Source organism: Haloarcula rara (assembly GCF_029338235.1).
GTDB lineage: Archaea > Halobacteriota > Halobacteria > Halobacteriales > Haloarculaceae > Haloarcula > Haloarcula rara.
Window position 1 is genome coordinate 2,584,382 of record NZ_CP119785.1, and the last position, 25,893, is coordinate 2,610,274.

General features: G+C 63.5%; 22 protein-coding genes, 1 tRNA gene and 2 pseudogenes. 15 read left to right on the forward strand and 10 right to left on the reverse strand.

Annotation, left to right across the window (positions count from 1 at the left end; all coding sequences use genetic code 11):
* Positions 1-111 precede the first annotated feature (111 nt).
* On the reverse strand, positions 112-1,368 hold the full coding sequence (locus P1K32_RS13775; protein WP_276250283.1) for an MFS transporter: 1,257 nt from the start codon (positions 1,366-1,368) through the stop codon (positions 112-114).
* A 56-nt stretch (positions 1,369-1,424) separates the two neighbouring features.
* Positions 1,425-1,745 carry a hypothetical protein gene (locus P1K32_RS13780; RefSeq protein WP_276250284.1) on the reverse strand — a complete coding sequence of 107 codons (321 nt, stop codon included), beginning with the start codon at positions 1,743-1,745 and terminating at the stop codon, positions 1,425-1,427.
* Positions 1,746-1,861: 116 nt separating this feature from the next.
* Here P1K32_RS13780 and P1K32_RS13785 point away from each other — a divergent pair, with 116 nt between their 5' ends.
* The 4 genes from P1K32_RS13785 (at position 1,862) to P1K32_RS13800 (ending at position 8,288) form a co-directional block, all read left to right on the forward strand.
* The gene (locus tag P1K32_RS13785; protein ID WP_276250285.1) at positions 1,862-2,356 is read left to right on the forward strand and encodes an Lrp/AsnC family transcriptional regulator; all 495 of its coding nucleotides are present in this window, start codon (positions 1,862-1,864) and stop codon (positions 2,354-2,356) included.
* Entirely contained in the window at positions 2,353-3,498 is a 1,146-nt protein-coding gene (locus tag P1K32_RS13790; RefSeq protein ID WP_276250286.1) for a pyridoxal phosphate-dependent aminotransferase, read from the forward strand. The genes P1K32_RS13785 and P1K32_RS13790 overlap by 4 nt, the downstream gene beginning before the upstream one ends.
* Before the next feature lie 195 nt (positions 3,499-3,693).
* Positions 3,694-6,228 carry a type II/IV secretion system ATPase subunit gene (locus P1K32_RS13795; protein ID WP_276250287.1) on the forward strand — a complete coding sequence of 845 codons (2,535 nt, stop codon included), beginning with the start codon at positions 3,694-3,696 and terminating at the stop codon, positions 6,226-6,228.
* Positions 6,225-8,288 (forward strand): type II secretion system F family protein, encoded by a 2,064-nt coding sequence (locus tag P1K32_RS13800; RefSeq protein WP_276250288.1) that lies wholly within the window; start codon positions 6,225-6,227, stop codon positions 8,286-8,288. Before P1K32_RS13795 ends, P1K32_RS13800 begins: the two co-directional genes overlap by 4 nt.
* A 178-nt stretch (positions 8,289-8,466) precedes the next feature.
* On the opposite strand, the gene P1K32_RS13805 is transcribed toward P1K32_RS13800, so the two are convergent.
* Positions 8,467-8,538: transfer RNA gene (locus tag P1K32_RS13805), tRNA-Ala, on the reverse strand.
* Positions 8,539-8,688: 150 nt separating this feature from the next.
* Here P1K32_RS13805 and P1K32_RS13810 point away from each other — a divergent pair.
* Genes P1K32_RS13810 through P1K32_RS13830 form a run of 5 tightly spaced genes read left to right on the forward strand, consistent with a single transcriptional unit; the run spans position 8,689 to position 12,014 of the window.
* Positions 8,689-9,270 carry a DUF7287 family protein gene (locus P1K32_RS13810; RefSeq protein ID WP_276250289.1) on the forward strand — a complete coding sequence of 194 codons (582 nt, stop codon included), beginning with the start codon at positions 8,689-8,691 and terminating at the stop codon, positions 9,268-9,270.
* Between the two features lies 1 nt (position 9,271).
* Positions 9,272-9,856, forward strand: coding sequence for a DUF7288 family protein (locus P1K32_RS13815; protein ID WP_276250290.1), 585 nt, complete (start codon positions 9,272-9,274; stop codon positions 9,854-9,856).
* Positions 9,844-10,842: a DUF7261 family protein gene (locus P1K32_RS13820; RefSeq protein WP_276250291.1), complete on the forward strand. Its 999-nt coding sequence runs from the start codon at positions 9,844-9,846 to the stop codon at positions 10,840-10,842. The genes P1K32_RS13815 and P1K32_RS13820 overlap by 13 nt, the downstream gene beginning before the upstream one ends.
* The gene (locus P1K32_RS13825) at positions 10,835-11,275 is read left to right on the forward strand and encodes a DUF7266 family protein (RefSeq protein WP_276250292.1); all 441 of its coding nucleotides are present in this window, start codon (positions 10,835-10,837) and stop codon (positions 11,273-11,275) included. The genes P1K32_RS13820 and P1K32_RS13825 overlap by 8 nt, the downstream gene beginning before the upstream one ends.
* On the forward strand, positions 11,268-12,014 hold the full coding sequence (locus tag P1K32_RS13830) for a DUF7289 family protein (protein WP_276250293.1): 747 nt from the start codon (positions 11,268-11,270) through the stop codon (positions 12,012-12,014). The genes P1K32_RS13825 and P1K32_RS13830 overlap by 8 nt, the downstream gene beginning before the upstream one ends.
* A gap of 252 nt (positions 12,015-12,266) precedes the next feature.
* Here P1K32_RS13830 and P1K32_RS13835 read toward each other — a convergent pair whose 3' ends face one another.
* Both P1K32_RS13835 and P1K32_RS13840 read right to left on the reverse strand, forming a co-directional pair.
* On the reverse strand, positions 12,267-14,102 hold the full coding sequence (locus P1K32_RS13835; protein WP_276250294.1) for a DUF7289 family protein: 1,836 nt from the start codon (positions 14,100-14,102) through the stop codon (positions 12,267-12,269).
* Between the two features lie 92 nt (positions 14,103-14,194).
* Positions 14,195-15,925: a DUF7289 family protein gene (locus tag P1K32_RS13840; protein WP_276250295.1), complete on the reverse strand. Its 1,731-nt coding sequence runs from the start codon at positions 15,923-15,925 to the stop codon at positions 14,195-14,197.
* Between the two features lie 284 nt (positions 15,926-16,209).
* On the opposite strand from P1K32_RS13840, the gene P1K32_RS13845 reads away from it, so the two are divergent.
* The 4 genes and pseudogenes from P1K32_RS13845 (at position 16,210) to P1K32_RS13860 (ending at position 18,688) form a co-directional block, all read left to right on the forward strand.
* Positions 16,210-16,671 carry a 30S ribosomal protein S15 gene (locus P1K32_RS13845; RefSeq protein WP_276250296.1) on the forward strand — a complete coding sequence of 154 codons (462 nt, stop codon included), beginning with the start codon at positions 16,210-16,212 and terminating at the stop codon, positions 16,669-16,671.
* Positions 16,671-17,782 (forward strand): annotated as a pseudogene (locus P1K32_RS13850) (hypothetical protein). Before P1K32_RS13845 ends, P1K32_RS13850 begins: the two are co-directional and overlap by 1 nt.
* Positions 17,779-18,054 (forward strand): KEOPS complex subunit Pcc1, encoded by a 276-nt coding sequence (locus tag P1K32_RS13855; RefSeq protein WP_276250297.1) that lies wholly within the window; start codon positions 17,779-17,781, stop codon positions 18,052-18,054. Before P1K32_RS13850 ends, P1K32_RS13855 begins: the two are co-directional and overlap by 4 nt.
* The gene (locus tag P1K32_RS13860) at positions 18,047-18,688 is read left to right on the forward strand and encodes a 30S ribosomal protein S3ae (RefSeq protein WP_276250298.1); all 642 of its coding nucleotides are present in this window, start codon (positions 18,047-18,049) and stop codon (positions 18,686-18,688) included. The genes P1K32_RS13855 and P1K32_RS13860 overlap by 8 nt, the downstream gene beginning before the upstream one ends.
* A gap of 62 nt (positions 18,689-18,750) precedes the next feature.
* On the opposite strand, the gene P1K32_RS13865 is transcribed toward P1K32_RS13860, so the two are convergent.
* From P1K32_RS13865 to P1K32_RS13885, 5 genes and pseudogenes are all read right to left on the reverse strand, one after another.
* Positions 18,751-19,230 (reverse strand): plastocyanin/azurin family copper-binding protein, encoded by a 480-nt coding sequence (locus P1K32_RS13865; protein WP_276250299.1) that lies wholly within the window; start codon positions 19,228-19,230, stop codon positions 18,751-18,753.
* 135 nt (positions 19,231-19,365) lie between these two features.
* A complete protein-coding gene (locus P1K32_RS13870; protein WP_276250300.1) occupies positions 19,366-20,151 on the reverse strand; it encodes a HAMP domain-containing protein in 786 nt (261 codons plus the stop codon).
* Entirely contained in the window at positions 20,144-20,692 is a 549-nt protein-coding gene (locus tag P1K32_RS13875) for a heme NO-binding domain-containing protein (protein ID WP_276250301.1), read from the reverse strand. Before P1K32_RS13875 ends, P1K32_RS13870 begins: the two co-directional genes overlap by 8 nt.
* Positions 20,693-20,871: 179 nt before the next feature.
* Positions 20,872-22,030, reverse strand: a pseudogene (locus P1K32_RS13880) (5-(carboxyamino)imidazole ribonucleotide synthase).
* A 136-nt stretch (positions 22,031-22,166) separates the two neighbouring features.
* Positions 22,167-24,227, reverse strand: coding sequence for a flippase activity-associated protein Agl23 (locus P1K32_RS13885; RefSeq protein ID WP_276250302.1), 2,061 nt, complete (start codon positions 24,225-24,227; stop codon positions 22,167-22,169).
* Positions 24,228-24,318: 91 nt separating this feature from the next.
* Between P1K32_RS13885 and ribH the strand changes: the two genes are divergently transcribed.
* Together ribH and P1K32_RS13895 are read left to right on the forward strand one after the other, a co-directional pair.
* Positions 24,319-24,723, forward strand: a complete 405-nt coding sequence (gene ribH, locus P1K32_RS13890) for a 6,7-dimethyl-8-ribityllumazine synthase (RefSeq protein WP_276250303.1) — start codon at positions 24,319-24,321, stop codon at positions 24,721-24,723.
* Positions 24,720-25,880, forward strand: a complete 1,161-nt coding sequence (locus P1K32_RS13895) for a pyridoxal phosphate-dependent aminotransferase (RefSeq protein WP_276250304.1) — start codon at positions 24,720-24,722, stop codon at positions 25,878-25,880. The genes ribH and P1K32_RS13895 overlap by 4 nt, the downstream gene beginning before the upstream one ends.
* Positions 25,881-25,893: the final 13 nt, after the last annotated feature.

Here is a 25,893-nt window from a genome sequence, read left to right on the forward strand (position 1 = left end):
CCAGTGTTTAGTCTAGTAGCTATCGACTCACAGAGCCTGAAAGGGGCGACTGGCTGTTAGCACTCGATTTTCGTAACCAAACACGACACCGGAACGGTAAGACTGGCCCGTTCAATCGCCGGGCTGTGCGCCCCTCGCGACGGCCCGCCCACCGACCGACAGCACCACTCCGGTCAGTCCGATAGCGACGACGCCGAGCCCGGCGATAGCAAAGAAAACCGCCGCGACACCGAAGCGGCCGACGACCACCGACAGCACGGGCGGGGCGACGGCGGCGCCGCCGGAGATACCGATTGTCAGCAGCCCGAAGTTCTTGCCCGCGGAGTCCTCGGCCGAAAGCGCGTCGGCGAGGGCGGCTCTCGCGGGGCGGCTGCCGTCGACAGTCGCCGACAGGACGAGCACCAGCGCGAGCGCTCCGAGGACCGGAAGCGACCCAATCGCCAGCAGCCCGGCGACGGCGACGAGCGCGGCGTAGCCGCCGACGAGTACCGGGCCCGGCGCGTGTCGGTCGGTGAGCCAGCCGCCCCCGAAGATGAGCACCGCGCCGACGGTGAGCATCGCCGAGACGGCGAAGTTCGCAGTCGAGTCCGGAATTGCGTAGCCCGTCGACAGCAGCGTCGCGGTGTACTGTTTGATACCCCACCCCGCGGCCGACGTGCAAAACCACAGGACGGTGAGCGCGACGATGGGCGGCGAGGCGACCACACGCAGGAGCTCCCGACGGACGCGCGTGGTGAGTGGCGGATCACTGGCGGGCTCCGCCGCGGATGGCGCCGCATCGCTCGTCGGATGCGTGATATACCGGTCGACGTAGCGGTCGAAGGCCAGCAGACAGACGACCGCATAGAGGGTGCCGACGGCGGCGATAGCACCGATGGCCAGCCGCCAGTCCAGACCCAGCGTCGACGCCGCCGCGACGATGGCCGGCGGCGCGGCAAAGCCCAGCGCCCCGGTAAAGCCGTGGACGCTGTAGGCCCGCCCCCGCCGCTCGGCCGTCGTCGCCGCGCCGATGAGCGGGTAGTGTGCCGGGTGGTGGCCCGCGATACCAATCCCGGTGACGACGCTCGCCCCGAGCAGCCACGTGTAGCTCTGTGCGGTGGCAGTCAGGAGCGCCCCCAGCGCGCCGAAGGAAAGCGAGATAGCAAGTACCGGGGTCCGACCCCGGGAGTCCGAGAGCGAGCCAAACGGCAACTGCAGCGCCGTCACGACGACGCCGACGACCCCGAGCGCGACGCCGAGCTGGGCGTTCGTCAGACCGAGGTCGGCCCGTAGCGGACCGAATATCGGCGGCAACAGCATGAAATACGCGTGGTTGACCAGATGGGAGCCGCCGACGAGGCCGACGACCAGTCTGGACTGTGAGACCACTGTTTACGATGGTTCGACGGCGCTGACAAAGAACGGTCGGATTCCGTCGTCGACGCTCACTCGTCCAGTCGGGCGGCGATGGCATCGTCGAACGCGACCGCGGCCTCGAAGACCGCCGTCTCCGCGTCGACACTGAACAGTACCTCTTCGCCCTCGTCGGCGTGTTTCTCGAGAAACCCCATCTCGACGAGGTGGTCGAGGGTCCCGTCCAGGTAGAGGGACTTCAGGGCGACGCCGGCCTCGTCGCTGAGTTCGGTCTTCGTGTATCTGGTCGCCGGGTCCAGCCGCAGGAGCGTGTCGATGACGGCCGGCGCGTCGTCGTGAGAAGCGACGTGGCCCCAGCCGGTCTCGGGCGCGTCGTTCGCGTCGTCGAACATTATACTCCCTCTTTGGCTACTCCCAATTAAAACTCGCGTGTGTCTCGATCATTGCAGACTGTCACTGTGTCCCAGCGTTGAGCAAGGCTTTTGATAGTGACTGCCCGCCTCACTGTATGAGCAGCCCACGCGAGATTCTGGACCTGCTGGAGGAGAACGCCCGGTACACCGCCGAGGACCTCGCCCACATGACCGAGTTCACCGAGAGCGAGGTCGAGGACATCCTGGCGGAGCTCGAGGAGAGTGGCGTCATCAGGGGCTATCAGGCCGTGGTCAACTGGGACGCCCTGGAGACCGACGGCGAGCGGGTCCGGGCGACCGTCGAACTCAACGTCGCGCTCGACCGTGAGACCAACTACGGCGACATCGCCGACCGCATCGCGAAGTTCCCCGAGGTGACCTCGCTGCGGCTCGTCAGCGGCGACTACGACTTCGATCTCACCGTCGAGGGCGACTCGATGCGGGAGGTCTCACACTTCATCAGCGACAAGATAGCGCCCATCCCGGAAATCACCCAGACGGTGACCCACTACATCATGGAGTCCTACAAGGAACAGGGCATGGAGTTCGACGACCACGACGACGACGACAGGCTGTCGGTCTCACCATGACACTGGAGCCAGCCGACCGAGTCGACGCCGTGCCGCCGTCGGGTATCCGGCGGTTCTTCGAGCTGGCCGAAGAGATGGACGACATCATCTCGCTCGGTGTGGGTGAGCCGGACTTCTCGGCACCGTGGGCGGCCCGGGAAGCCGCGATTACGTCGCTGGAACGCGGCCAGACCTCCTATACGGCCAACAAGGGGAAACGCGAGCTTCGTGAGCGCATCTCGCGCTATGAGTCGGCACAGCACGACCTCGACTACGACCCGGACAATGAAATGGTCGTCACTGCGGGCGCGAGCGAGGGGCTCGACCTCGCCTTTCGTGCGCTGTTGAATCCCGGCGACAAACTGGCCGTGGCCCAGCCCTGCTACGTCTCCTACGTCCCCGGGGCGACGTTCGCGAGCGTCGACGTGGTCGACGTACCCACCCGCGTCGAGGACGAGTTCAAGCTGACCCGCGACGTGCTCGAAGCGTCCGGTGCGGCCGAGGCCGACGCGCTCGTCTACTGCTATCCGAACAACCCGACCGGGGCGACGATGACGGGCGAGGAGCTGCGCGAGGTGGCGGCGTTCTGCCGGGAGCACGACCTGGCCGTCTTCGCCGACGAGATATACGCCGACCTGACCTACGAGCACGAGCACACCTCAATCGCGACGCTGCCGGGGATGCGCGAACGGACCGTCGTGTTCAACGGGTTCTCGAAGGCGTTCGCGATGACGGGCTTTCGCCTGGGCTATGCGATGGGGCCCGAGGACGCCATCACGGCGATGAACCGCATCCACCAGTACACGATGCTGTCGGCGCCGACGACTGCCCAGTACGCTGCCATCGAGGCGCTTGACAACTGCCTCGACGAGGTCCAGGAGATGACCGCCCAGTACGACCGCCGGCGCAACTACGTCCTCTCGCGGTTCGAGGACATGGGCCTCTCCTGTTTCCCCGCTTCGGGCGCGTTCTATGCCTTCCCGGAGTGTCCGTGGGACGACGCCGGCGAATTCGCCGAGGCGCTTCTGCAGGAAGAGAAAGTCGCTGTGGTCCCCGGCACGGCCTTCGGGGAGGGCGGTGCCGGCCACCTCCGCGTCTCGTATGCGACCGGGCTGGACGACCTCAAGACCGCCATGAACCGCATCGAGTCGTTCGTCTCGTGAACTCCCAGGGTTACGGCCCTGGCTGCCCAACTCGAAACCAACCAGTTATCATCTGGAATATATGTGGCGAAAGTTTAAGTAAGATTGCTGTTGATACACGGGCATACTGTGTCTCACTACTCCGTACTGCCCGGTGTGGACGACAGCACCGAACTGGCGAGTAGATTTTTTACACAGGGCGTGAAGTGAACAACAATGGCAATAGAGGATACTAAATCAGGGACGGACGGGGCCGATGACGGGGTCACATCGCCCGACCGAACCGCGACAGTGGGGGAGTACACGTGGGAGGATCTCCGACGTGAACTCCACGACGGTGGTCCGTTCGACCGAGCCGACTATCTCGGGTTCGACCCCGAGACCATCGCGGACAGGCTCGAGGACGCGGCCGGTCTCGCAAAGGGCGTCAATCAACCGTTCGCCGAGTACATCGACCCGGAGACGACACCGGTCGTCAAGGGCGAGTACACCTGGGAGCACTTCAAACAGGAGTACTACTACGAGGCTGGCGCCAAGCCGTGGAACAACGGCGACCAGCCCCGCGACAAGCAGGGGAACGTCGTCCCTTTCGACGGCGAGTCGTACCTCGGTTTCGAGCCTGAGCAGACGGAGAACCGGCTCTCACAGGCCGAGGACTTCGCCTCCGAGCTGGACAAACTCGTCGACGAACGCACCGTCGACGTCAACCCCGAGCTAGACGAAGACGAGTTCTTCTCCACGCAGGAGGGTCACACGACGGTCGTCAATCGGTACGACCTCGAGAAGGCCGTGCCGCTCTCGAAGAAGTCACACTTCAAAGAGCTGGAGCGGTACTGGGTCAACAAACCGTACGCCTGCGCCATCATCTTCCAGTCCCGAAAAGAAAACGAGAAGAAGTACTACGTCATCGAACCGTATCTCAACCCCATCGAAGAGGACCTGCAGGGCTTCCTCTCGGGCAAACTCAGGACGGCTATCAAGTACTCCGAAGACGACGTCATCGTCAAAGGGTCCAACGCCGACCGGGCACAGGTCATCCAGCGCGAGGCCGAACAGCTCCTCTCGCGGTACGACCTGTATAAAGACTCCATCAGTGCGGGCGCCGGGTCGGGCTCGGGCGGGGGCGGGTTCCTCGACGGGCTCAAGGAGATGTTCAACGACACCGAGACGACCGCGCCGGAGGTGACTGGCCAGCTCGACGGCCTCTCAGTCCGGCCCGAACCGGCTATCCTCGCGGACGACCCTTCGAAGCTCACCGAGTACCAGGTCGAGAAGCTGCTGTACACGCTCAAACGGGACTTCATCGGCTACGGGCTCATCGACCCCATCAAACACGACATCAACGTTGAGGACATCTCCTGTGACGGGTACAACTCGCGGGTGTTCGTCTACCACACCGACTACGAGCAGATTATCTCGAACGTCGAACACGGCGAGACTGAGCTCGACGACTTCGTCGTCAAACTCGCCCAGCGGTCCGGGAAGGGTATCTCCAAGCGGCAGCCACAGATTGACGCCACGCTCCCGGACGGCTCGCGCGCCCAGCTGACGCTCGGTCGTGAGGTCTCCGACCACGGGACCAACTACACCATCCGCCAGTTCAAGGACGTCCCGTTCACGCCAATCGACCTCATCAACTGGAACACCTTCTCACTGGACGAGATGGCCTTTCTCTGGCTCTGTATCGAGAACAACAAGAGCCTCATCTTCGCCGGCGGTACGGCATCCGGGAAGACGACGAGCCTGAACGCCGTCTCGCTGTTTATCCCCTCGAACTCCAAGATCGTCTCCATCGAGGACACCCGCGAGGTCGAACTGCCCCAGCGTAACTGGGTCGCAAGCGTCACTCGCCCCTCCTTCGGGGACGACGACCAGGGCGACGTCGACGAGTTCGACCTGCTGGAGGCCGCGCTCCGCCAGCGCCCCGACTACATCGTCATGGGTGAGATCCGTGGTGAGGAGGGTCGGACGCTGTTCCAGGTCATGTCGACCGGCCACACCACCTACACCACCTTCCACGCCGACTCCGTCGGCGAGGTGATCAAGCGCTTTACCACCGAGCCCATCAACGTCTCGAAGACACTGTTTACGGCGCTTGACCTCGTCTCAATCCAGACCCAGACCCGTGTCGACGGGAGCAAGGTCCGCCGGAACAAATCGCTCACGGAGATCAACGAGTACTCCGCCGAGAACGACGAGATCAACGTCCGTGACGTCTACGAGTGGCGTGCGGAGACAGACGAGTACATCCAGATGGGCAACTCCAACACCCTAGAAGAGATCAAGTTCGACCGCGGGTGGACCCAGGAGAAACTCGACGAGGAACTGTTCAAGCGGAAAGTCGTCCTGGCCCACCTCATAGAGCAGGGCCTCAACTCCTACACGGAGGTCGCCGCGTCCATCCAGGCCTTCATCAACGACCCCGAGACCATCCTGACGCTCATCGCCAACGACCAACTGGAACGCTCCCTGGAGGACCTCCGGGAGATGGAGTCGGTCAAGATAGACATCGACCCCGAAAAGGAGGAGATGGTTCCCCGACCGGAGGCCCCGCCAGAGATGGTCGAGGAGACCAAGCAGGTACTTGACAACGCCGGGCCGCTGTTCAGCAAGTTCAAGAGCGGCGACACCCCGGACATCGTCTCCGCCCTGATGGACGGCAACGCGCTCGAAGACACCGACACCGAGGACGACGTGACGGAGTTCGGCCAGTTCGTCCCGAAGGCCGGCAAGGAGGCCGATAGTGGATGAGTCTGGACACGAAGGGCAAACGGCAGAACACGAAACGCCAGAAGGAGCTCGCGAGCGGTGGCGCCCTGGGTGACGCCTTCTATCCGGCCTACCAGCGGCTGTTCAACGAGGAAGGGGAGTTCGTAAACAGCGTCGAGGACAAGCTCGCCCAGGCCCGGATGGCCGACAACGTCGAGATGTTCCTCGCCCGGGCCCTCGCGGTCGGTATCATCGCCGGGGTCGCGCTCTGGCTCGTCGGGAGCCTGCTTGGCTTTATCGCGGTGAGTCTCTTTTTCGCGGGCAGCGGAGCACCGACGTTCATCGGTATCTCGATACAGAACGAGACGCTCCTGATGCTTATCGACACGCTGAAACTCCCCTTCATGGTCCTCGTGACCGGTGTGGTCTTCGGGGCCATCGGCTTCGGCGTGGGCTTTGGCTCGCTCGTCTCGATTCCCTACTTCCGTGCCAGCGCGCGCGAACGCGAAATCAATATTCTCCTCTCGGACGCCATCTCGTTCATGTACGCCCTCTCCGTGGGTGGGTTGAACCAGCTCGAAATCCTCCAGGCGATGGGCGAGGCCGAAGACACGTACGGTGAGGTCGCCCAGGAGTTCAAATCCATCGTGCTGGAGACGGAGTATTTCGATACCGACTACCGGACCGCGGTGCGCAACCAGGCTATTCAGACACCCTCGGGCGAGCTGTCGCAGTTCCTCACCGATATGCTCTCTATCATCAACTCCGGTGGGGACATGACCTCCTTCTTGGAGGACCAGAAGGAAAAGCACATGCGGACGACCAAGCAGGAACAGGAGAAGATGCTGGAGACCCTGGAGCTGTTCGGCGAGATGTATATGACCCTCTCGCTGTTCCCGCTCTTGCTCATCATCATCCTCGTCATCATGACGATGATGGGTAACGCCCAGCAGATGCTCATCTACGGCACCGTCTACGGGCTCATCCCGCTGACGGGTATCGCCTTCCTCGTTCTGGTCTCGACGGTGACCCAGGACGCTATCGGCGACGGCTACCTCCGACCCAACTCCGACGAGGAAGACGTCGTCGTCGACGAGGGTATCGCGGTGTTCAACCTCGGCCTCATCGAGTCCTACACTGGGACCTACAGCGTCTTCGACCGCATCAAGGGCCGGGAGGGGACCTACGAACTGGTCCAGATACTCAAGAAACCCCACCTGTTCTTCCGCGACCACCCGATGCTGGTGCTCGGGCTGACGATTCCGCTCTCGGTGCTTGCGCTTGTCGTGAGTATCGTCCTCGGTGAGGCACCACTCAGTATCAGCGGGATGGAAACAAATCCCGTCAGCGCCACGTTCTTCTGGGTGTACGTCCCGATGTACATCAACTTCATCCCGCTCGCGGTGTTCTACGAGTGGAACCAGCGCTCGCGGAAGGCCATTATCGGGAACCTCTCCGAGAACCTCCGGAAGCTCGCCTCCGCGAACGACACCGGGATGACGCTGCTCGAATCCATCAAGGTCGTCTCGGAGACCTCCGCCGGCAAGCTCTCCGACGAGTTCGAGACGATGCACGCGAAGGTGAACTACGGGACCAGCCTCAAAGACGCCCTGCGGGAGTTCAACAACAAGTACCACGTCCCGCGGATGGCTCGAACGGTCAAGCTCATCGCGGAGGCCCAGGAGGCCTCCAGTCAGATTCAGGACGTGCTCTCGACGGCGGCCCAGGCCGCCGAGAACCAGGACGACATCGACCGCTCCCGGAAGTCCCGGACCCGGATGCAGACGGTCATCATCATCATGACCTACCTGACGCTACTCGGAGTCATGGCACTGCTGAAGACGCAGTTCCTCGACGTGATGTCGGGGCTGACCCAGCAGGCCAGCGGTGCGGGCGGTGCCGGCGGTGCCGGCGGCGGTCAGTTCGGCGGGAACATCGACACCGACGCGCTGTCGATGCTGTTCTTCCACGCGGTCACGCTCCAGGCGTTGCTGTCGTCGTTCATCGCCGGCTACATCCGAGAAGTGAAGCTGCTGGCTGGCGTGAAATTCGCCGTCATCCTCTCGACGATTGCGCTCGTCGTCTGGATGGCTGTCGGGTAACCCCGTCACTCTCTGGGGCCGTTTTCACCTCGCCCGTTGTCGAAGTCAGTCAGTTCGAGCCGACCAAGAGCCGCGGCGTTAGCGGCCCGCTTATCGCTGACTCGCCGGCCTTTTCGTGAGCAAGGCGACGGAGAAGTGAAGGGGCCATTGGCTGATGGAGCGTAGCGACGGAAAGGAATGGACTCGCCGGGATTTGAACCCGGGGCCTCTCCCATGCCAAGGGAGTGATCTACCCCTGATCTACGAGCCCGCTTCGTATTACAGAGTATCCGACGACCTTTATTAAACCCATCGAACCAACGTCGGGACGGGAGTCGGTAGCGTGGTCAGCCACAACTGATAATAACCTCGGCGATAGTCCTTGATTAAACAGTTGTCGGGTCACAACGAGTCAACACAGATGAATACGCAGCGTAGTGATGAGTCGCAGAACCGTCGGTCGAGCCAGCCGACCGGCGACCGCGGACAGACGACGCTCGATTTCGCCATCGGCGTGAGCGTCTTTCTAGCGGTGTTGCTGTTCATCTTCCTGTTCATTCCAGGCATCCTCTCGCCGTTCACCGCGAGCGCACAGGACGAAACAGTCACGTCGAATCGTGTCGCGGACCAGCTGGCTAAGGGGACCCTAGCGGAGCCGGAAGCGCCGTACGTGCTTGACAGCTACTGCACCGAAGCGTTCTTCGCTGAGGAGAGTCCGTCGGACTGCCGGTTCTCCGATGGGTCACTCAGAACACAGCTTGGTCTGGGTCCGGGCAACCAGCAGGTCAACGTGAGTCTCCGCGGGAATCTCACGGCCAGTGGGGACGGCCAGGAAGTGCTCTACTGGGACACCACCGGCGACGACACGGGCCTGGTCGAGTCGTCGGGCGACACCCATCTCACACGTGGGGACCCGGTGCCGACGTCACGGCCGTCGGTCACGTCGGTCCGGGTGGTCACACTCGACGGCGAGGACGTGACGCTGTTCGTGGAGATGTGGTAAGATGCGAGGGCAAGCACACACACTGGAGGCGACGGTCGCTGGACTGCTCATGCTGTCGAGTCTCATCTTCGCGTTACAGATGACGGCCGTGACGCCGCTGTCCGCGAGTACGTCGAGCCAGCATATCGAGAATCAGCAGGGAGAAACGGGCCAGGGAGTGCTCGCCGTAGCGGCAGAGGCGGGGGCGCTGAAACCGGCGGTCCTCTACTGGAACAATAGCTCGGCACGCCACCACAACGTGGGCGCCCAGCGGTACTACACGAGGGGGCCACCCGAGAACCGATTCGGGGCGATGCTGGAGCGGGCGTTCGACGAGAACGGTATCGCGTACAACGTCTACTTCCGGTTCCAGGCCGCCGATGGCGACGACATCACTCGCGAGTACATTTACAGCGGTGTTCCGACGGACAACGCCGTCACGGCGACACACACGGTGACGCTGTGGGACGACGACCCGCTGTACGAGGAAGACGGCACCCCGAGTTCGACCCGGCTCAACACGGAAAACATGACCTACCCGATTCCCGACACCGGGGACAACCTCTACAACACGGTCCGCGTGGAGGTGGTCGCATGGCGAATCTGAGCCGGGACGACCGCGGGCAGATACTGCTCATTGCCGCGTTCGCGCTGGCAGTCATCTTCGTGGCGATGGCGCTCATCGTCAACTCGGCCATCTTCACCGAGAACCTGGCGACCCGGGGCGAGACAGCGGGCAGTGAGGGCGCGCTCTCGATGCGGGCAGACGTGACGGAAAATGTCGGCGAGGCAGTCGAAGCGGCCAACCGGAACGACGACGGGTCGGTCGACTCCGTCCGGGCGAGTATCCGGAATATCTCCCGGCAGACCGGGTATCAGTCCGCACGCTCCGGTCGGGTCGTCGACGTCTCCTACAAGTCCTCCAGGGAAGGAGAGCGAATCTACCAGGAGAACAACTCGAACTTTACAAACGCGGCGGGCGACGAGCGCTACCAGCTGGTCGGGAACGTCTCCCGGGTCGAGGACGCCAGCGGGACGCGAGCGTTCGTCATCGAGGCGTCCAGTATTGCGGACTCCACTGCACCGTTCGAGATCAGGGTTCAGGACAGCACCGCTGGCGGAAACGAGAACAGCTGGCGGGCTCGCATCTGGGACGCCGGTAGCGACACCGTCCACGTCCAAACGGTGAAAAACGACAGCGGGACCACTGTCACCGAAGACTGCAAAGTCACGACAGATAGTCCGGGAACGAACGTTACAATCGACGTCACTGGCGGGACTATCGACGGCGAGGAGTGTGACGCGCTGGGCACTAACTCGACCGGCGAGAACTTCCACTTTGGCGCCGGAACTGGGGTGACCCCCGGCACCGACGACACCTACGACATCTCCTTTGACAACGCCACCGAGATTACGGGCACGTACTCGCTGGTCGTCCACGATGGACCGGAAGACCTCGAACTCCTCGATGAGTCCGACGGTCCGAAGTCTAATGCCGCGCTCTACAACGTGACGGTCGAGTACACGTATCTCACTGCCGACCTTCGCTACGAGACAGACGTTCGGGTCGCCCCGGGTGAGCCAGATGTCTGATGCGCGTGCAGTCTCGACGACGCTGAGCTACGTGCTGGCTCTGGCTATCGCGACGTTGCTCATCACCGGGTTGATTACCGCCGGTGGGACCTACGTCGACAGCCAGCGCGAGCAGGTCATCAGGGACGAACTCAGGGTCGTCGGGCAACAAATCGCCGCTGACGTCGAACGGACGGACAGGCTGGTCAGGGCCGGTGATTCGGACGACCCGATCGTCACCCTGAACCGGACGCTTTCGAACAGGGTGACCGGCGCCAGCTACGAGACCACGCTGGTGCCGAGCGACCAGACGCTCGTGGTGAACACAACACAACCCGACGTGTCGATTCGAATCGGTCTCACGGTCGAGACTTCACTCAGAGCGACCTCGGCACGGGGTGGCGACGTCCAGATTCGCTACAGGGGCGACAAGCTGGAGGTGCGAAATGTCTGAGCGCGCCGTCAGCGAGGTCGTCAGCTACGTGCTGGTGTTTGCACTCGTCGTCTCCGCCGTGGGCGTGGTCTCCGTGAGCGGGCTGAGCACGCTCCAGGAGACGCGCAACGACGAGCAGATGGCCAACGCACAGAAGGCCTTCAGCGTGCTGTCGGACAACGTCGCCGACGTCCACCGACGCGACGCGCCCAGTCGCGCCACGGAGATCAGCCTCGGCGAGGCGAGGCTGGAAACGGGCAGTAACGTCACGATGCGTGTCTCGGTGCGAAACTCGAGTGACACAGTGCTGGACCGGTCGTGGAAGATACGCCCCATCGTCTACACCGGTGACGAGGGCCGAAAACTCGTATACGAAGGGGGCGCTGTGTTCCGCACCTCCAACGGGGGCGGTATCCAGGTCTCCGACCCGCCGTTCGTCGTCAACAAGGACAGCGTCCTCATCTCCGTGGTCGGATTGAACCGCCCCGACAGCCAGGCCTACAGCGGCTCCACGGTACTCATCCGCACCAAGAACCAGGGAACGTCTGTGGCGTACAGCAACACGGATAACGACGCGGAAAGCGTTACCGTCGAACTGCAAAACACCGATCAGCCAGGGCTCTGGCGGGACTACTTCGAGGGTGTCGGCTTCGACTGTCAGACGTCCGGGGTCGAGTGTTCGTACACCCCCGGATCCGGCTCGACTATCGACCAGACGTACGTCGTCTACCACGACATCGAGGTCGATATCGAGTCCTGACCGCAGACAGCTATCCGCGGACTGGCGTCCGCTCGTCGTGCTTTTGCGCCTCGAATCAGCACAGCTCCAGGAGCGTTTGCGCTTCGAACCAGACTAGCGCAACAAACCGCTGTATCCGTCCCCGATAACCGCTGAACCGGTATGTGGCGTTGGACTGTGCGACCCAGACCTACGACGGATGGTCCTGCCGTCGACGCTGGCAGGACTGTGGCGAACTGGGCCCGCGACGACGGACTCAGAGAGCCACCGGGGTCATCCGTCTTCGACCTGTATCTCGTTCGTCGAGGCGTGGATATACGTCACCCGGGTGATGGCGTCACTCTGTGTCAGCACCTGCTGGGTCCTGAGTGCCCGGTCGTAGTGGATGCTCCCACCGTTCCCTTTGGCGATTGTCGTCGTGCCAGTGAGTACCCCGCCGTAGATGGTCCCTTTGTCGAGCGTGACAGTGCCGGACCCACTGGTCCCTGGGGGCGCGAAGATGACGCCGACGTACTTCGCGAGGCCTTTGCTCCCCCCGCCCCCGTCACCGATCTGGGCGGAGAAGTCCTCCTGTCCGAACATACGGAACTGGGGCGCGTCGTCGCCCGCGTTCGTGATGTTGCTATTGGAGTCCATCGACAGCTGGTTCTCGTTTCCGCCGTCCCCGAGCACATAGACGCTTGCGGTGCCGTCGCCGACCACCTCGATGGTGGCGTTCGATTCGAGGGCGACGTTCTCTTGAACGCCGAGGTAGATGTCGCCCCCGGTAGTGTCGAGCGTTAGCGTGTCTTTATTACCTACTGTGATGTCTTGGAGATAGTACGACCCCGCGGGGAGTTCGGCCGTATCGGACGTGTAACTGACCGTCTCGTCGGTAATCGGGACGCCGTCGTCGTCGTTGTCGTTGTTCTGCTCGGTCTCGTTGACCTGGGTCTGGATAATGCCGTTTATCGCCGGCGCTTTGTCGATGCCGCTTATCTGGTCCACATCGCCTTTGATTTTGGTATTGCCCTCGCAGTTATCGCACCCGTCGGTGTGGCTGATATTGCCGGATATGTCCGGACTCCCGCCGCCGTTACCGACGTACACCTTCCCACCGGAGGTGACGTCACCCAGGATGTCCCCGCCAGAGCCGCCGCCGGAGCCCCCGCTGATATCCACGTCGCCCCCGTAGACGAGGTCGCCCTTCTCGGACGTGTCGCCGTTCGACTGTTGCTCGCAGTACCCCTCGTCCGTCCCATCCGAGTTGTAGCTGTTCGTGTAGATGTCTGGGCCACAGAGGTTCCCGGCGGCCCCGTTTATTTTGAAGGTCCCACTGGCAGAGAGACTCGCCGTCGCGGACGTGACTTTGGTGTTCTCCAGTGGCGTCACCAGCGCCAAAGTCACCTTGTTCTCAGGGTGGTCGTACTCGACTGCGCCGTCGGTTCGCGTCTTGAAGTACTCCCCCCACGCGCGGTAGTACTCGCTCGTGACGGAGACCTCGACGCGAGCGTTCTCCAGCGGATTGCTGTAGGCGCTGTTCTTGGTCCCGTTGGGGAAGTACCGCGTCGTCTGTGCGTTCGAAATGACGGCCCGGTCGCCGATGGTCCCGGAGGACCCGACCGTGACCAGCGGCAGGGTCAGCGTGGCGTCGCGGTAGTGGAACTCGGGCGGTGAGACCATGACGGCGTTGCCGTTCCCGTCGGAGCGCCACACACCGCCGCCCTGGTAGGCGATGGTGTCGCCGTTGTCGGTCTGGTAGCGGATTCGGCCCATTCGTTCCGAGAAGATGGTCGTCTCGTTTCCGTTCGTCTGGTTCGTGTACGACAGTGTCATCCGGCCGGCGTCGGCCTCGACGTCATATGAATTCGCCCGCCCCGAGGAGAGGTCGACACGCTGGACCTGGGAGTTCCCGAGCGCGACCAGTGCGGCCTGGGAGTCCAGTTGTGTCATCGCTTTCTCGGCGCGTTCCTCGTCGAGTGTCTCTTGCGTGCCGCCGATGGCCCCGGACCCGAGCGCCACAATGAGTGTCGTCGCCGCGATGACCAGCGCGAAGACGAGCAGAAATCCGAGTGGTCCGGCTTGCGCCCGTGGCTGGCGCTGGTCACCCTGACCCGAACAGGTTAGCATTGGGAATGTAAACGAAAGAGGGAGTAATAAGCGCGCTGGCCGAACTACCACCGCTGATAGCCGGGTCGAAAACTGTCGGTGGTTGGTCGGCCTCAGTCGGACGTGACGTTGACGCTGTTCTCCGAGATGTGGAGATAGGTCAGCGAGGGGCGCCTAGTCTCGCCGCCCTCGACGGCGGTAGTGTCGGCGAGGGCCTCGTCGTAGTGTATATTACCTTCGTTCATCACCTCGTCGAGATCACCGACGACAGCGCCAAAGATATCGTCGTGATTGTCCAGAGTAACCTGAACTCCGGCTTGGTCATCGTTCCCAGGACCATAGATTACTCCAGTAAAGTCGACGTTATCGGGGTCTTTTTTTCCGCCCTCGAGGTCTGCATCCCCATCCGGATTCATATAGAACCAGAACTGCTTCGCGTCATCTCCTTCGTTCGAAATGGACGTATTGTCATCGAGGGTAACTTCGTCCTCGACATAGAATTCGACTCGCCCGTTACCGATTACCTCTATTCGACTGTCAAGCTTGGGCTCGAAATCGTCTTCGACGTAGACTTCGATAGTCCCACCTTCTGGTTTGAGATACACCTGCCCTCCTCCATCAAAATTGATATTGTCTATATAATACTGGCCTGCAGTGAGGTTACACGGGTCACACGTACCGTCTTTCAGTGCCTCTATGTCATCCGTATGTGTATGGTTATCGTTGCTATTGGTCAAATTCGCCCGTTTATTATCTATCAAACCGGCAACAGAGGATGTTTCCGGAACCTCAGCCCCAGTCGATATCGACCCGTCTACTATGTCTCCATATTTTGATTCGTCGAAATTCCCGCTCACATACTCTAAATCACCACTAATTGTCTGCTGGCTGCCAGTTACGGTGATGTCTCCTTCTGCAACCAGACTTCCCAAGATGTCTACCTTGTTTCTGAGTTTGATGTTCCCTGCTGTGTAGATGGCGCCGTTCTCACCGCTTGAGTTGGCGTAGTCTCCTTCTGCTTCGGAAGAATCGTAACTATCGAAATCACCTTTGTTTTTATAATCAATAGTAGTCCCTGTTCCGCCTGATATCACCCCAGCGTTTACAGTCTGTCCCTCGGTCTCCACGGTGAGTCTGACCGTCGCAGTGTTGTTATCGTGGTCGTAGTCGACGGAGCCGGAGGTTCGCTCCTTGAAATAGCTCCCCCAAGCGCGGTAGAACTCGCTCTCGACGCTGACGGTGACGAGGCCGGAGTCCACCGGGTTCACGTCGTCACCGGTGGGGTAAGCTTTCTGGGTGTCATCGTGGGCGATGACCGCGGAGTCGCCGACGTAGTTCTCTCCGTCGACGGTCACGACCGGAAGGGTCAGCGTGGCGTCCCGGTAGTGGAACTCCGGCGGCGAGATCATCACCGCGTTCCCGTCGCCGTCGGACCGCCAGACGCCGCCGCCCTGATACGCGACCTGGGTGCCGCCGCCCTCGTAGTAGACCTTACCGAGATTCGTTTCCAGTATCTTTTCGGGGGGCCCGCTACTGGTCTCGTGCGTAATCGTCATCTGCCCGGCGTCTTCGTCCAGACGGTAGTCACCATCTTCCGACGTGCCGAACTCAACCATCTGACGCTGCGATTGGCCCAGCGCGACAAGCGACGCTTTGGAATCCAGTTGGGTCATCGCCTTCTCTGCTGACTGGGCGTTCAGTTGGTCCTGCGTGTCCGTGATTGCCAGCCCGCCGACCAGCAAGACCACCGTCGTCGCACCGATGACCAGCCCGAAGATGAGCACCAGCGCTATCGGACTACTCTGTCCCCGCCTTCCTCTATCGCTTGCCCCACCAACGGCCATAATACTTTTAATTAAGATTGCTATTATAAAAATGAGCGGGTCGCCTCACCAGTCGTAATTGGTGTTTTGCTCGGCGTTGCCACCGTCCCCAGATGGCAACGGTTTAGTTCCGTGACCGACGAGGACACGACGGGAACAGCACGACCGCAAATCTGACACGCCGTGGGATTCCACGGCTCGGGATTGCGGCCGTGTTTGGCATCGTAGGAATCGTCCTACAGACTGATGCCGATACGCCTCGCTACCGGCAGCGACGAGCGGTTCGTGCGGTTCCAACGAAAACTATGGCACGAATGCACACACGCCGTCGCGGCTCGTCCGACTCGGACAAGCCGGCGGCAGACGAACCCCCGGAGTGGAGCGACGTCGAGGAAGACGCCATCGAGGAGCGCGTCGTCGAACTCGCCGAACAGGGCCACTCGCCCAGCGAAATCGGCCTGAAGCTGCGCGACGAAGGCGTCCAGGGCACCCCGGTGCCGAACGTCAAGCTCGCGACCGGCAAGAAGGTCACCGAGATTCTCGAGGACAACGACGCCGAACCAGACTTCCCCGAGGACCTCCGGAACCTGATGAAACGCGCCGTCCGACTGCGCGACCACATGGAGGAGAACCCCGGCGACCACCAGAACAAGCGTGCGCTCCAGAACACGCAGTCGAAGATCCGCCGGCTCGTCGACTACTACCGCGGTGACGAGATCGACGAGGACTTTACCTACAGCTACGAGAAAGCTGTCCAGCTCCTGTAATGTCGGCTACCGGTCGGGACCAGGCGCCAGCCCCCTCGCCCAGTGACCTCGCCGCCGCGCTCAACGAGGCCGCCTTCGTGCGGCTCGTCAGCGACGCGACCGGCGACGCGCTGGCCGGTACGGGCGTCCTGGCGCGGGCACTGGCGGCCGACGACACGCCCTTCCAGGCGAGCGTCGTCGCCCCCTTCGCCGACCCCGACCGGACAACCGAGGCCGACGTGACTGTCGCGCTCGGCGCCGGCCACTCCACAGCCGACCACACGCTCTCAGCGCAGCCGGCCGCGACGGCCTTCGCCGTCGCCCGCGAACTCGGCGCAGTCCCGACCCCGTCCTCGCGCTGGCCGGCACGATCGCCGGCGGCGACGTGGACGGGACCGTGGCCGACGCCGCCGAGCGGTCGGGCCTCGAGCGCCGCCCGGGACTCGCCGTCCCGGTCGCGGATATCGCCGACGGACTGGCCCACTCGACGCTGCTGTCGGGGCCGTTCTCCGGTGACGCCGAGGCGGCACGAGCCACACTCGGCGAACTGGACCTGCCGGCCGACCCGACCGACGACGACCGTCGGCGCGTCGCGTCGCTGGTCGCACTAGCCGTGACCGAAGACGCCACTGAGCGGGCGACCGACTCCATCGCTCGGGGACTCCACCCCTACGTCGGCGGCCCCTTCGAGACGGTCGGCGGGTACGCCGACGTCCTCGATGCGGTCGCACGTCAGGCACCTGGCACGGGCATCGCGCTCGCGCTGGGCCACGCGGGTGTCCGCGAGAACGCGCTGTCGGCCTGGCGGACCCACGCCAGCGACGCTCACAGGGCCGTCGCCGCCGCGACCACGGGCCGGTACGACGGCCTGTTCGTCGCTCGCGGCGACGCGATGCCCGTGGGCACCGTCGCCCGGCTCGTCGCGGATTTCCACGCGCCCGAGCCGGTCACGCTCGTCGTCACCGACGGCGAGGCGGCCGCCCGCGCCACCGACGGCCGGGACGTGGCCGCGGCCATGCAGGCCGCGACCAACGCGGTCGGCGGTGAGACGGTAGGACAGGGCGAGCGCGCCCGCGCACAGTTCGACGTTCCGACGTCGGAACTCATCGAAGTGTTCCGGGAGGCAGTATGAGCGGGGTCGATATCCGCACGGATGGCGGCTCGTCCGCCACTGCGGAGCTTCGGACCAGCCACGGCTCGCCGACCGACGCCGAACGCGTCGCCGCGGCCGTCCGCCCGGACAACACCGCCGAGATGACCACCCGCGTCGAGGGCGAGACAGTGGTCACGGAGATAAGGCGTGACTCCACGAGCGGCCTCCAGTCGACCGTCGACGACTACGTCGTCAACCTCCGCGTCGCAGCACAGCTTACGACTGACACAACACAATCCAACCATGAGTGAACGAAGCGTTTCCAAGCGCAAACAGCAGAAACGGTGGTACACCGTGCAGGCTCCCGAGCAGTTCGACCGGGAGACGCTCGGCAAGACCACAGCAGACGAACCGGACAAGGTGCTCGGCCGCACCATCGAGACCACGCTGGGCGAGCTGAACAACGACGCCAGCGAGAACAACACCAAACTCACGTTCAAGATAAACGAGGTCGCCTCCGACACGGCCTACACGGAGTTCGTCCGACACGAGCTGACGCGGGACTACCTGCGCTCGCTCGTCCGCCGCGGCTCCTCGAAGGTCGAGGCCTTCATCACCGTGCTGACGACGGACGACTACCGCGTCCAGATTCAGCCGGTCGCCGTCACGACGAAGCGTGCCGACGCCTCCCAGGAGAAGGCCATCCGACGCGCGATGATCGACCTCGTCGAAGAGACGGCCAAGGACCGGACCTTCGAGGAAGTCGTCGACAGCGTCGTCGAGGGCCGCCTCTCCTCGGCCATCTACGGCGAGGCCAAGGACATCTACCCGCTCCGACGCGTCGAGATTCAGAAGACGACGCTCGAAGCCCGTCCCGAGGAAGTCGCCGCCGAAGAGGAGACGGCCGTCGACGTCGACGAAGAAGACGTGGACGTCGAAGCCTAACCGTTCGGGTCGAACAGTTTCCTTTTTATTGTCGAGCGCTGAGCGGCCGCGCTGTCACTACATCAGGTCGTCGGGGTCGAGTCGTCGTCTGTCGGCGTCCCGCCGCTACTCGTCTCGGTGGTCGCCTCTTCGCCGGTCACGACGATGGTCCCGACCATTTCCCCCGTCTCGTGGGGGATACAGAAGTAGGGGTACTCCCCGGGCACCTCGAAGGTGTGTTCGAACGTGTCGCCCTCGAACATCGTCCCGCCGGAGCTGTTGCCCCAGGCGTCGCGCGCGGCCTCTTCGCTGTCGAAGTCGCCAGAGGCGAAGTAGTCGGCGCCGTCGGGGAGCCCGCTCTCGTAGGCCGTCACCGAGTGGCCCTGCTTGTTCGTGTTGAGCCAGGTGACCGTAGTGCCGGCTGTGACCTCCAGCCGTTCGGGGCGGAACTCCTTCGCCCCCATCCCCACGTCGTAGTCAGTCGGTGTGCTGCCCCCGATACAGCCAGCCAGTCCGACTGCTGCCGTCGGTACCACCGCCCGGAGGAAAGCCCGTCGCTCCATACTCGCGTTCGGGTCCGAACGGACAAATGCCGCTCGGTCTCATTCGGTGCCGTCCGACCTGAATGACCGTCCGACCCCACAGCAGCGCACCCCTCCGGGCCCGCTTGTCGAACCGGCAATGGGAGTGGCCAGTTCCTACTCTTCGACCGCCGTGCTCGCGTTCGACAGGGACGATTCGTTTTCCGAGTCTGTCTCGAACCGGTCGAGGATGGCACTGAGCGGCGTGGCGTACCGCTGGAGGTCGTTCGCACGTCTGGAGACGTCGTTGAGCTCCGCCGACTGCTCTGCCACCGTCGCGCCGACGACCTGGGTCTCGGTCTGGATCCCCTCGCCGATCTTGGCGGCGTCCCGAATCTCGCTGGCCTGTTCTTCGAGACGAGCTATCTGGGGCTCGATGTCCGCGTCGGGGTGGCTCGCAGCGACCTCTTCGAGGGCCGCTGCGACCCCGTCTATGGTTTCGGATGCCGCCTGCAGCTGCTCGCGTTGCTCCCCGATGTCGCCGGAGATCGTCTGCATGGAGTCGATTACGTTGTCGCTGGCACGCCGGACCGTGTCGCTGCTCTCCTCGACGCCCACACCGGCCCCCTCGACTTCGTCGACGTAGGATTTGAGATGGTCTGTCGTCTTCTCCAGTTCGCTGACCATCTCGTTGAACCCCTCTGCGATGCTGTCCATCGCCTCGTCTTCACCTCGCCCCTCCATGCGAACGGTGAGGTCACCGTTTGCACACTGCTGCATGGTATCGGCGTAGGCCTCGGCTGTCCGCTGGGACGGAGCGCTCCGCTCGTCACCACCGGTTCGAGCGGCGTCTTGGTCTGTCTGGGTCTGTTCGGCGTCGTCAGATCCACCCGTGAACGCGTCGCGAATCGCTCCGAGTCCACGAGTCACCACGTTCGAGTTCGTATCTCCCCCGTTACTCATTTTGATGCACCTCGATTCGGCAGATATCGTCACCGTCTTTCATACACTGTGACTCCTCGATTGTCAGCTCTGTCTCGTAATGCGTGGCGGTCCCCTCCAGCAGCCCCTTGCCGAACTCACAGAGCTGTCGGTCGGACCGATAGAGAACGGCCACTCCGCCGTCGCCGATCGGCTCCGTCTCGAGTTCCGGCGGGGTGAAACCGCTGTCGGTGCGGGCCTTGAGCGACTGGTGAATCGTCTCCTCAACGTTGTTTATCAGGTCGAGTGCGCCCCACTCGTCGTCGAAGTAGATTCGGCCGTACATCTCCGCCATCTCAGCGAAGAGGAACTGACCGAACTCCCGCTGGAGCTCCGTGTCAGTCGCCTCTGATTCCTCCAAAAGGACCTGGTATATGTTCAGAAACTCTTCGTCGGGATAGTCGTCCATCCGTGTGAACTGGTTTCGCTCTATACCCGCGGCGTCTTTGACTGCTTCCCAGGTGCTGCGATCGTGCTGTTCGATAACGAACGACCGCAGCCCTGTCATCACGACTCCATGCATCTGAATACACCCATCAATGACTGGGGGCTTAAAAATTTCCTCTTAACTGAAGAAACAAATTGTGTCTGGTAACACAAACCAGGGGGCCGTTCGACCGCAGATCGCCTCATCACCAGGTCTCGGCGGTGCGGGCTGGTACTGCTCGTCCGTCCGTGGTCCGTCGGCGACGTAAACGGTTGTTACTCCGACTGAAAGGTCAGCCTGTCGCGCAGGTCCCGAACGTCTGAAAGCAACGTGGCTCGGTCGTCGTTGTCGTCGCCGGTCAGCGTGAGATGCCCCATCTTCCGGAGCTCGTACACCTCGTGCTTGCCGTACCAGTGGAGATGGGCGCGCTCGGTCGAGAGCACCGTCTCTGCGCCGTGCATGACCGCATCCTGGCGCTCCGGGACGTCGCCGAGGATGTTCGCTGAGACCGTCGGGTCCCGAATCTCGGTGGTCCCGAGCGGGTCACCGAGCACCGCCCGGATGTGCTGTTCGAACTGGGAGGTGTGACAGCCCTCGATGGTCCAGTGACCGGAGTTGTGGGGGCGCGGAGCGATCTCGTTGAGCAAGATCTCGTCGTCGCTCGTCTGGAACAGTTCGATACCGAAGACGCCCCGGCCCGCCATCACGTCGAGGACGTCTACCGCAACCTCGCGGGCACGCTCGCGGACTTCGGGGCTCGCTCGCGCCGGCGCGACGCTCTCGCGGAGAATCTCCTCACGGTGGACGGTCTCGGTGACGGGGAAAGTGTCACGCTCGCCGTCGCCCAGACAGCCCATCACCGCCAGTTCCCGCTCGAAGTCGACCATCGCCTCGACCATCGCGGGCCCGGCGATGTCGGCCATCGCGGCCTCGACCTCGTCGGGACCACCGACCGGAACGTTGCCCCGACCGTCGTAGCCGCCGGTGCGTGCCTTCAGCATGGCGGGATAGCCCAGTTCGTCGCAGGCCTCGCGAAGCTCCTCGGCCGTATCGACGCCGCGGAACTCGGGGACCGGGACGCCGGCCTCGGCGAGTCGGCGCTTCTGGACGAGCTTGTCCTGGATGGTCCGCAGGGTCTCCGGGGCCGGATGGACCGGCGTCCCGGTTTCTTCGGCGACCCGCTCCAGCACGTCGGGGTCGGCCAGTTCGATTTCGAAGGTGAGGACGTCGGCGCGCTCGGCCAGCTCCCGGAAGGTCGATTCGTCCTCGAACCCGCCGACGAGCTGGTCGCGTACCACCGGTGTGGCCGGGCAGTCGGGCGTCGGGTCGGCGACGACCAGCTCGACGCCCAGCGGCGCCGGCTTCGCCGAGCATCCGTCCGAGCTGCCCCCCGCCAACCACGCCCACGGTCGGGCCGGGCGACGTTCGTGTCATACGACGCTCTATCGTTGGGGACCGCTTAAGCCTTTGAATGTTACCCCGCCGTCCCGTTGTCGACGGCGATTGTCAGTCCGCCGTCCCGTTGTCGACGACGCTTGTCAGTCCGCCGTCCCGTTGTCGACGACGCTTGTCAGTCCGCCGTCCCGTTGTCGACGGCGTCCTCGTTCGTCCAGACCGTGAACACGTTCCGGTCGCCGGTGGTGCGCAGCCGGTAGCTCTCGCCCTCGTAGCCGGCCGCACGTAGCTCTTCTTCGGGCACCGTCGGGTCGAAGTTCTGAGTGATGATGACCGGCGAGGTGCGCTGGTCCGCCAGCGATTCGAGGTTCCGTTCGCTGTTCTCGCAGTCGACGTCCATCTCGTCCGCGGCGAAGTACCACGGCAGCGGCAGGGAGTTGTACCACATCAGGCAGGTCGGTCTGGTGTTCCTGTAGGCATCGTCCCACTCGTCGCGTTCCGGGCCGACGTAGGCATTGTAGCGGTCGTGCTGGTTGCCGGACTCGCCGTAGTAGACCACCACGTCACTCGAGCCGTTGTTGGCCGTCGCGAGCCGGTCCATCTCGCGGAGTTCGTCCTTGAGCTCTGCGTTCGGCTGAGCGTACTGGACCATCGGGTTCGAGTCCTCGGTGGTGTTTGTGTACACCTGCCCCACGCCCGCCTGCGTGACCAGCACACAGAGCGCAAAGAGGACCAGCGTGGCGCTGCCGAAGCCGGACAGGTCGTCCGTTGCCAGCGACTGGCTGGCCCAGCGGAAGACGGCGGCCAGCGCGACTGCTGCCGGGACCGCAAGCGGGACGACCATGTGGGCGGCGAGCCACGGTGCGCCGATGTCGGTCCCCAGCGGGTAGCCAAAGATGGAGACAAAGCCCGCGTAGAAACAGAACGGAATCAGGTGCCGAGGCGTGGTGATGCCCAGTCTGTCGAGGAGGTAGCCCACGCCCGCAAGTGCCGCTACGACACGTGATCCCTGTACCAGCGCAGCGGTCGACGTCCAAAAGTGCTTCATATACGTATCGAAGGGCTTCATATCGCTGAACGGCCAGAACCACTTCCCGCTCGACTCCGAGGAGCCTCCCTCGCCGGAGGGCAGCCAGTTGCTCCACTGCTCGACGACGCGGTCGATAGTGGTTTCGAGCAGTTGCGGAAACAGCGCCGGGTTCGTGATACCCTCCCAGAACCCGACGTAGCCGGGGGTGGTAGCCGCCAGCGCCGGATGGCTTTCGATACCGTCGATGCCGGCGCCGCGTGGCGCATAGAAGAACAGCGAGACGAGACCGAACGCGAGAACGGCGAGGACGATGTGTCCGACGTAGGCGCCGGCGGTGAGCAAGGCGTCGTCGTGGCGCGCCCGGAAGCCCCGAACGACACCGACGACCCGTCCCACGTCGCCTTTCACCCGACCGACGATGCGGTTGCGGACCGCGCTGGCGGACGGCGGGCCTGAGGCGAACTCGACGGGGGCGAACCGGTCCGGCAGGACGGCGGCCGCGATGCCGTTGACCTGTCTCGGGAGCAGGAACCCGATGGCGTCCCGAAAGCCGTTCGGTAGTCCCAGAATCTTCGCCAGCAAGAGTCCGGTCGCGCCGAGCCACGTGGCCACGTAGATGAGCGCGTTCTCCTTCGAGGCAAAGCCCAGCGCGAGAAAGACGCCGGCCGCGTACATATACCGGGCTTTCCGGGTGTCGTAGAGCCGAACGAGGAAGGCGAAGGCGGTGAACATGAAGGCCGCGACGAGGACGTCGCTGCGCATGAACCGGGAGTAGTACAGCAACACGGGGTCGAGCGTGAACAGGAGCGCGAGCGCGACGATCTCGCTCCGGTTCAGGTGCTCCCGCAGCAGCAGCGCAGTCAGGGGGAGCAGGGCGCCCACGACGGCGACGGGTAGGCGCATCGCAAAGTCCGAGGGTCCGATGAGCCCGAACAGCCACCGGTCGACGTGCTGGATAAAGGGGCCGTGGATGATGTAGCGGTAGGCGAAGTTACCCGTCTCGCCGTAGTGCCAGGCCCAGTACGCGACCCGCCCTTCGTCGAAGTGGGCCACGCGGTAGCCCAGCGAGACGACACGAAGCGCGAGTCCGAGCAACGTGATAGCGACGACCAGTTTCACCGTCGCGTGGTCGTCGCTGTCGAGCCACGACTGGCCACGGCGACGGAACTGCTGGAGGGCGGGCACGACACCGCTCGACCTAGACATTACCGGGTCCAAGACGAGCGGGGATTAGAATCTTTCTGGTTTCCCGACACGGAACGGTAGTTCTTTACGCCCGAGTGTCCCCACACCGCGTATGGTGCAGCTCGGACTGGTCGTCGCTCAGTACGACAAACACGGGGACGTTATCGACGCGATGCACGAGTCGGCGCGCGCAGCCGCAGAAGATTCGGGCGCAACTATCGCCGAGACGCTCTCAGTCCCCGGGGCCTACGACACGCCGCTTCCGGCCGACCGGCTGGCGCGGCGTGACGATATCGACGCCGTCGCGGTGCTGGGGGTCGTCATCGAGGGCGACACGGACCACGACAAGGTCATCACCGAGGCCGCCGCTGGAGGGCTCACAGACGTCTCTCTCCAGCGGGACACGCCCGTCACGCTGGGCATCATCGGGCCGGGCATGAGCAAGGACGAAGCCGAGGCCCGGACCCACAAAGGTGGGTCGGCCGTCACGAGCGCCATCGAACTCGCAAAACTATGACTATGGACTTCGCTTCACGGGTCGGACGTGTAGAGCCGAGTGCGACACTCGCGATCAGCAACAAGGCCGCCGAACTGGAGGCCGAGGGCAAGGACGTCGTCGACCTGAGCGTCGGCGAACCCGACTTCGACACGCCCGAGAACATCAAGCAGGCAGCGAAAGACGCCCTGGACGCGGGCCACACCGGGTACACCTCCTCGAACGGTATCCCGGAACTGAAGGAGGCCATCGCGGCAAAGCTCCACGACGACGGGCTGACCCAGTACGAGGCCGACAACGTCATCGTCACGCCCGGTGGCAAGCAGGCCCTCTACGAGATATTCCAGACCGTCATCGACGACGGCGACGAGGTCGCCCTGCTGGACCCGGCGTGGGTCTCCTACGAGGCGATGGTGAAACTCGCCGGCGGCTCGCTGACCCGCGTCGACACCGCGCCCCACGACTTCCAGCTAGAGGGTGCGCTCGACGACCTCGCCGACGCGGTGTCGGACGAGACGGAACTGCTCGTCGTCAACTCCCCGGGCAACCCCCACGGAGCAGTCTACTCCGAGGCGGCCCTCGAAGGGGTCCGGGACCTCGCCGTCGAGCACGACATCACCGTCATCTCCGACGAGATTTACAAGGAGATAACCTACGACGGCGTCGAGGCCGTCTCGCTGGGCACGCTCGACGGGATGGAAGACCGGACGGTGACGCTCAACGGCTTCTCGAAGGCCTACTCGATGACCGGCTGGCGGCTCGGCTACTTCGCAGGCCCCGAGGAGCTGGTGTCCCAGGCGGGCAAGGTCCACTCGCACTCGGTCTCCTGTGCGGTGAACTTCGTCCAGCACGCCGGCGTCGAGGCCATCACGAACACCGACGACGCCGTCGAGGAGATGCGCCAGGCCTTCGCCGAGCGCCGGGAGTTCCTGATGGGCCTCTTCGAGGACCACGGCGTCCACGTCCCGGAACCCCAGGGCGCGTTCTACATGATGCCGGAAATCGCACCCGATGGTGACGATACCGAGTGGTGTGACAAGGCCATCTCGGAGGCCCAGGTCGCGACCGTGCCGGGCACCGCCTTCGGCACGCCCGGCTACGCGCGCATCTCCTACGCTAACAGCAAGGAGCGACTCGAAGAAGCGGTCGACCGGCTGGCCGAGCACGGTCTAATATAAGAATACTAACTGT

What these genes read in the sequence shown, in the direction of transcription:
- P1K32_RS13780 (WP_276250284.1), bottom strand. Translation starts at nt 1,745, where the DNA reads ATGTTCGACGACGCGAACGACGCGCCCGAGACCGGCTGGGGCCACGTC.
- P1K32_RS13785 (WP_276250285.1), top strand. Translation starts at nt 1,862, where the DNA reads ATGAGCAGCCCACGCGAGATTCTGGACCTGCTGGAGGAGAACGCCCGG.
- P1K32_RS13790 (WP_276250286.1), top strand. Translation starts at nt 2,353, where the DNA reads ATGACACTGGAGCCAGCCGACCGAGTCGACGCCGTGCCGCCGTCGGGT.
- P1K32_RS13795 (WP_276250287.1), top strand. Translation starts at nt 3,694, where the DNA reads ATGGCAATAGAGGATACTAAATCAGGGACGGACGGGGCCGATGACGGG.
- P1K32_RS13800 (WP_276250288.1), top strand. Translation starts at nt 6,225, where the DNA reads ATGAGTCTGGACACGAAGGGCAAACGGCAGAACACGAAACGCCAGAAG.
- P1K32_RS13810 (WP_276250289.1), top strand. Translation starts at nt 8,689, where the DNA reads ATGAATACGCAGCGTAGTGATGAGTCGCAGAACCGTCGGTCGAGCCAG.
- P1K32_RS13815 (WP_276250290.1), top strand. Translation starts at nt 9,272, where the DNA reads ATGCGAGGGCAAGCACACACACTGGAGGCGACGGTCGCTGGACTGCTC.
- P1K32_RS13820 (WP_276250291.1), top strand. Translation starts at nt 9,844, where the DNA reads ATGGCGAATCTGAGCCGGGACGACCGCGGGCAGATACTGCTCATTGCC.
- P1K32_RS13825 (WP_276250292.1), top strand. Translation starts at nt 10,835, where the DNA reads ATGTCTGATGCGCGTGCAGTCTCGACGACGCTGAGCTACGTGCTGGCT.
- P1K32_RS13830 (WP_276250293.1), top strand. Translation starts at nt 11,268, where the DNA reads ATGTCTGAGCGCGCCGTCAGCGAGGTCGTCAGCTACGTGCTGGTGTTT.
- P1K32_RS13835 (WP_276250294.1), bottom strand. Translation starts at nt 14,102, where the DNA reads ATGCTAACCTGTTCGGGTCAGGGTGACCAGCGCCAGCCACGGGCGCAA.
- P1K32_RS13840 (WP_276250295.1), bottom strand. Translation starts at nt 15,925, where the DNA reads ATGGCCGTTGGTGGGGCAAGCGATAGAGGAAGGCGGGGACAGAGTAGT.
- P1K32_RS13845 (WP_276250296.1), top strand. Translation starts at nt 16,210, where the DNA reads ATGGCACGAATGCACACACGCCGTCGCGGCTCGTCCGACTCGGACAAG.
- P1K32_RS13855 (WP_276250297.1), top strand. Translation starts at nt 17,779, where the DNA reads ATGAGCGGGGTCGATATCCGCACGGATGGCGGCTCGTCCGCCACTGCG.
- P1K32_RS13860 (WP_276250298.1), top strand. Translation starts at nt 18,047, where the DNA reads ATGAGTGAACGAAGCGTTTCCAAGCGCAAACAGCAGAAACGGTGGTAC.
- P1K32_RS13865 (WP_276250299.1), bottom strand. Translation starts at nt 19,230, where the DNA reads ATGGAGCGACGGGCTTTCCTCCGGGCGGTGGTACCGACGGCAGCAGTC.
- P1K32_RS13870 (WP_276250300.1), bottom strand. Translation starts at nt 20,151, where the DNA reads ATGAGTAACGGGGGAGATACGAACTCGAACGTGGTGACTCGTGGACTC.
- P1K32_RS13875 (WP_276250301.1), bottom strand. Translation starts at nt 20,692, where the DNA reads ATGCATGGAGTCGTGATGACAGGGCTGCGGTCGTTCGTTATCGAACAG.
- P1K32_RS13885 (WP_276250302.1), bottom strand. Translation starts at nt 24,227, where the DNA reads ATGTCTAGGTCGAGCGGTGTCGTGCCCGCCCTCCAGCAGTTCCGTCGC.
- ribH (WP_276250303.1), top strand. Translation starts at nt 24,319, where the DNA reads ATGGTGCAGCTCGGACTGGTCGTCGCTCAGTACGACAAACACGGGGAC.
- P1K32_RS13895 (WP_276250304.1), top strand. Translation starts at nt 24,720, where the DNA reads ATGACTATGGACTTCGCTTCACGGGTCGGACGTGTAGAGCCGAGTGCG.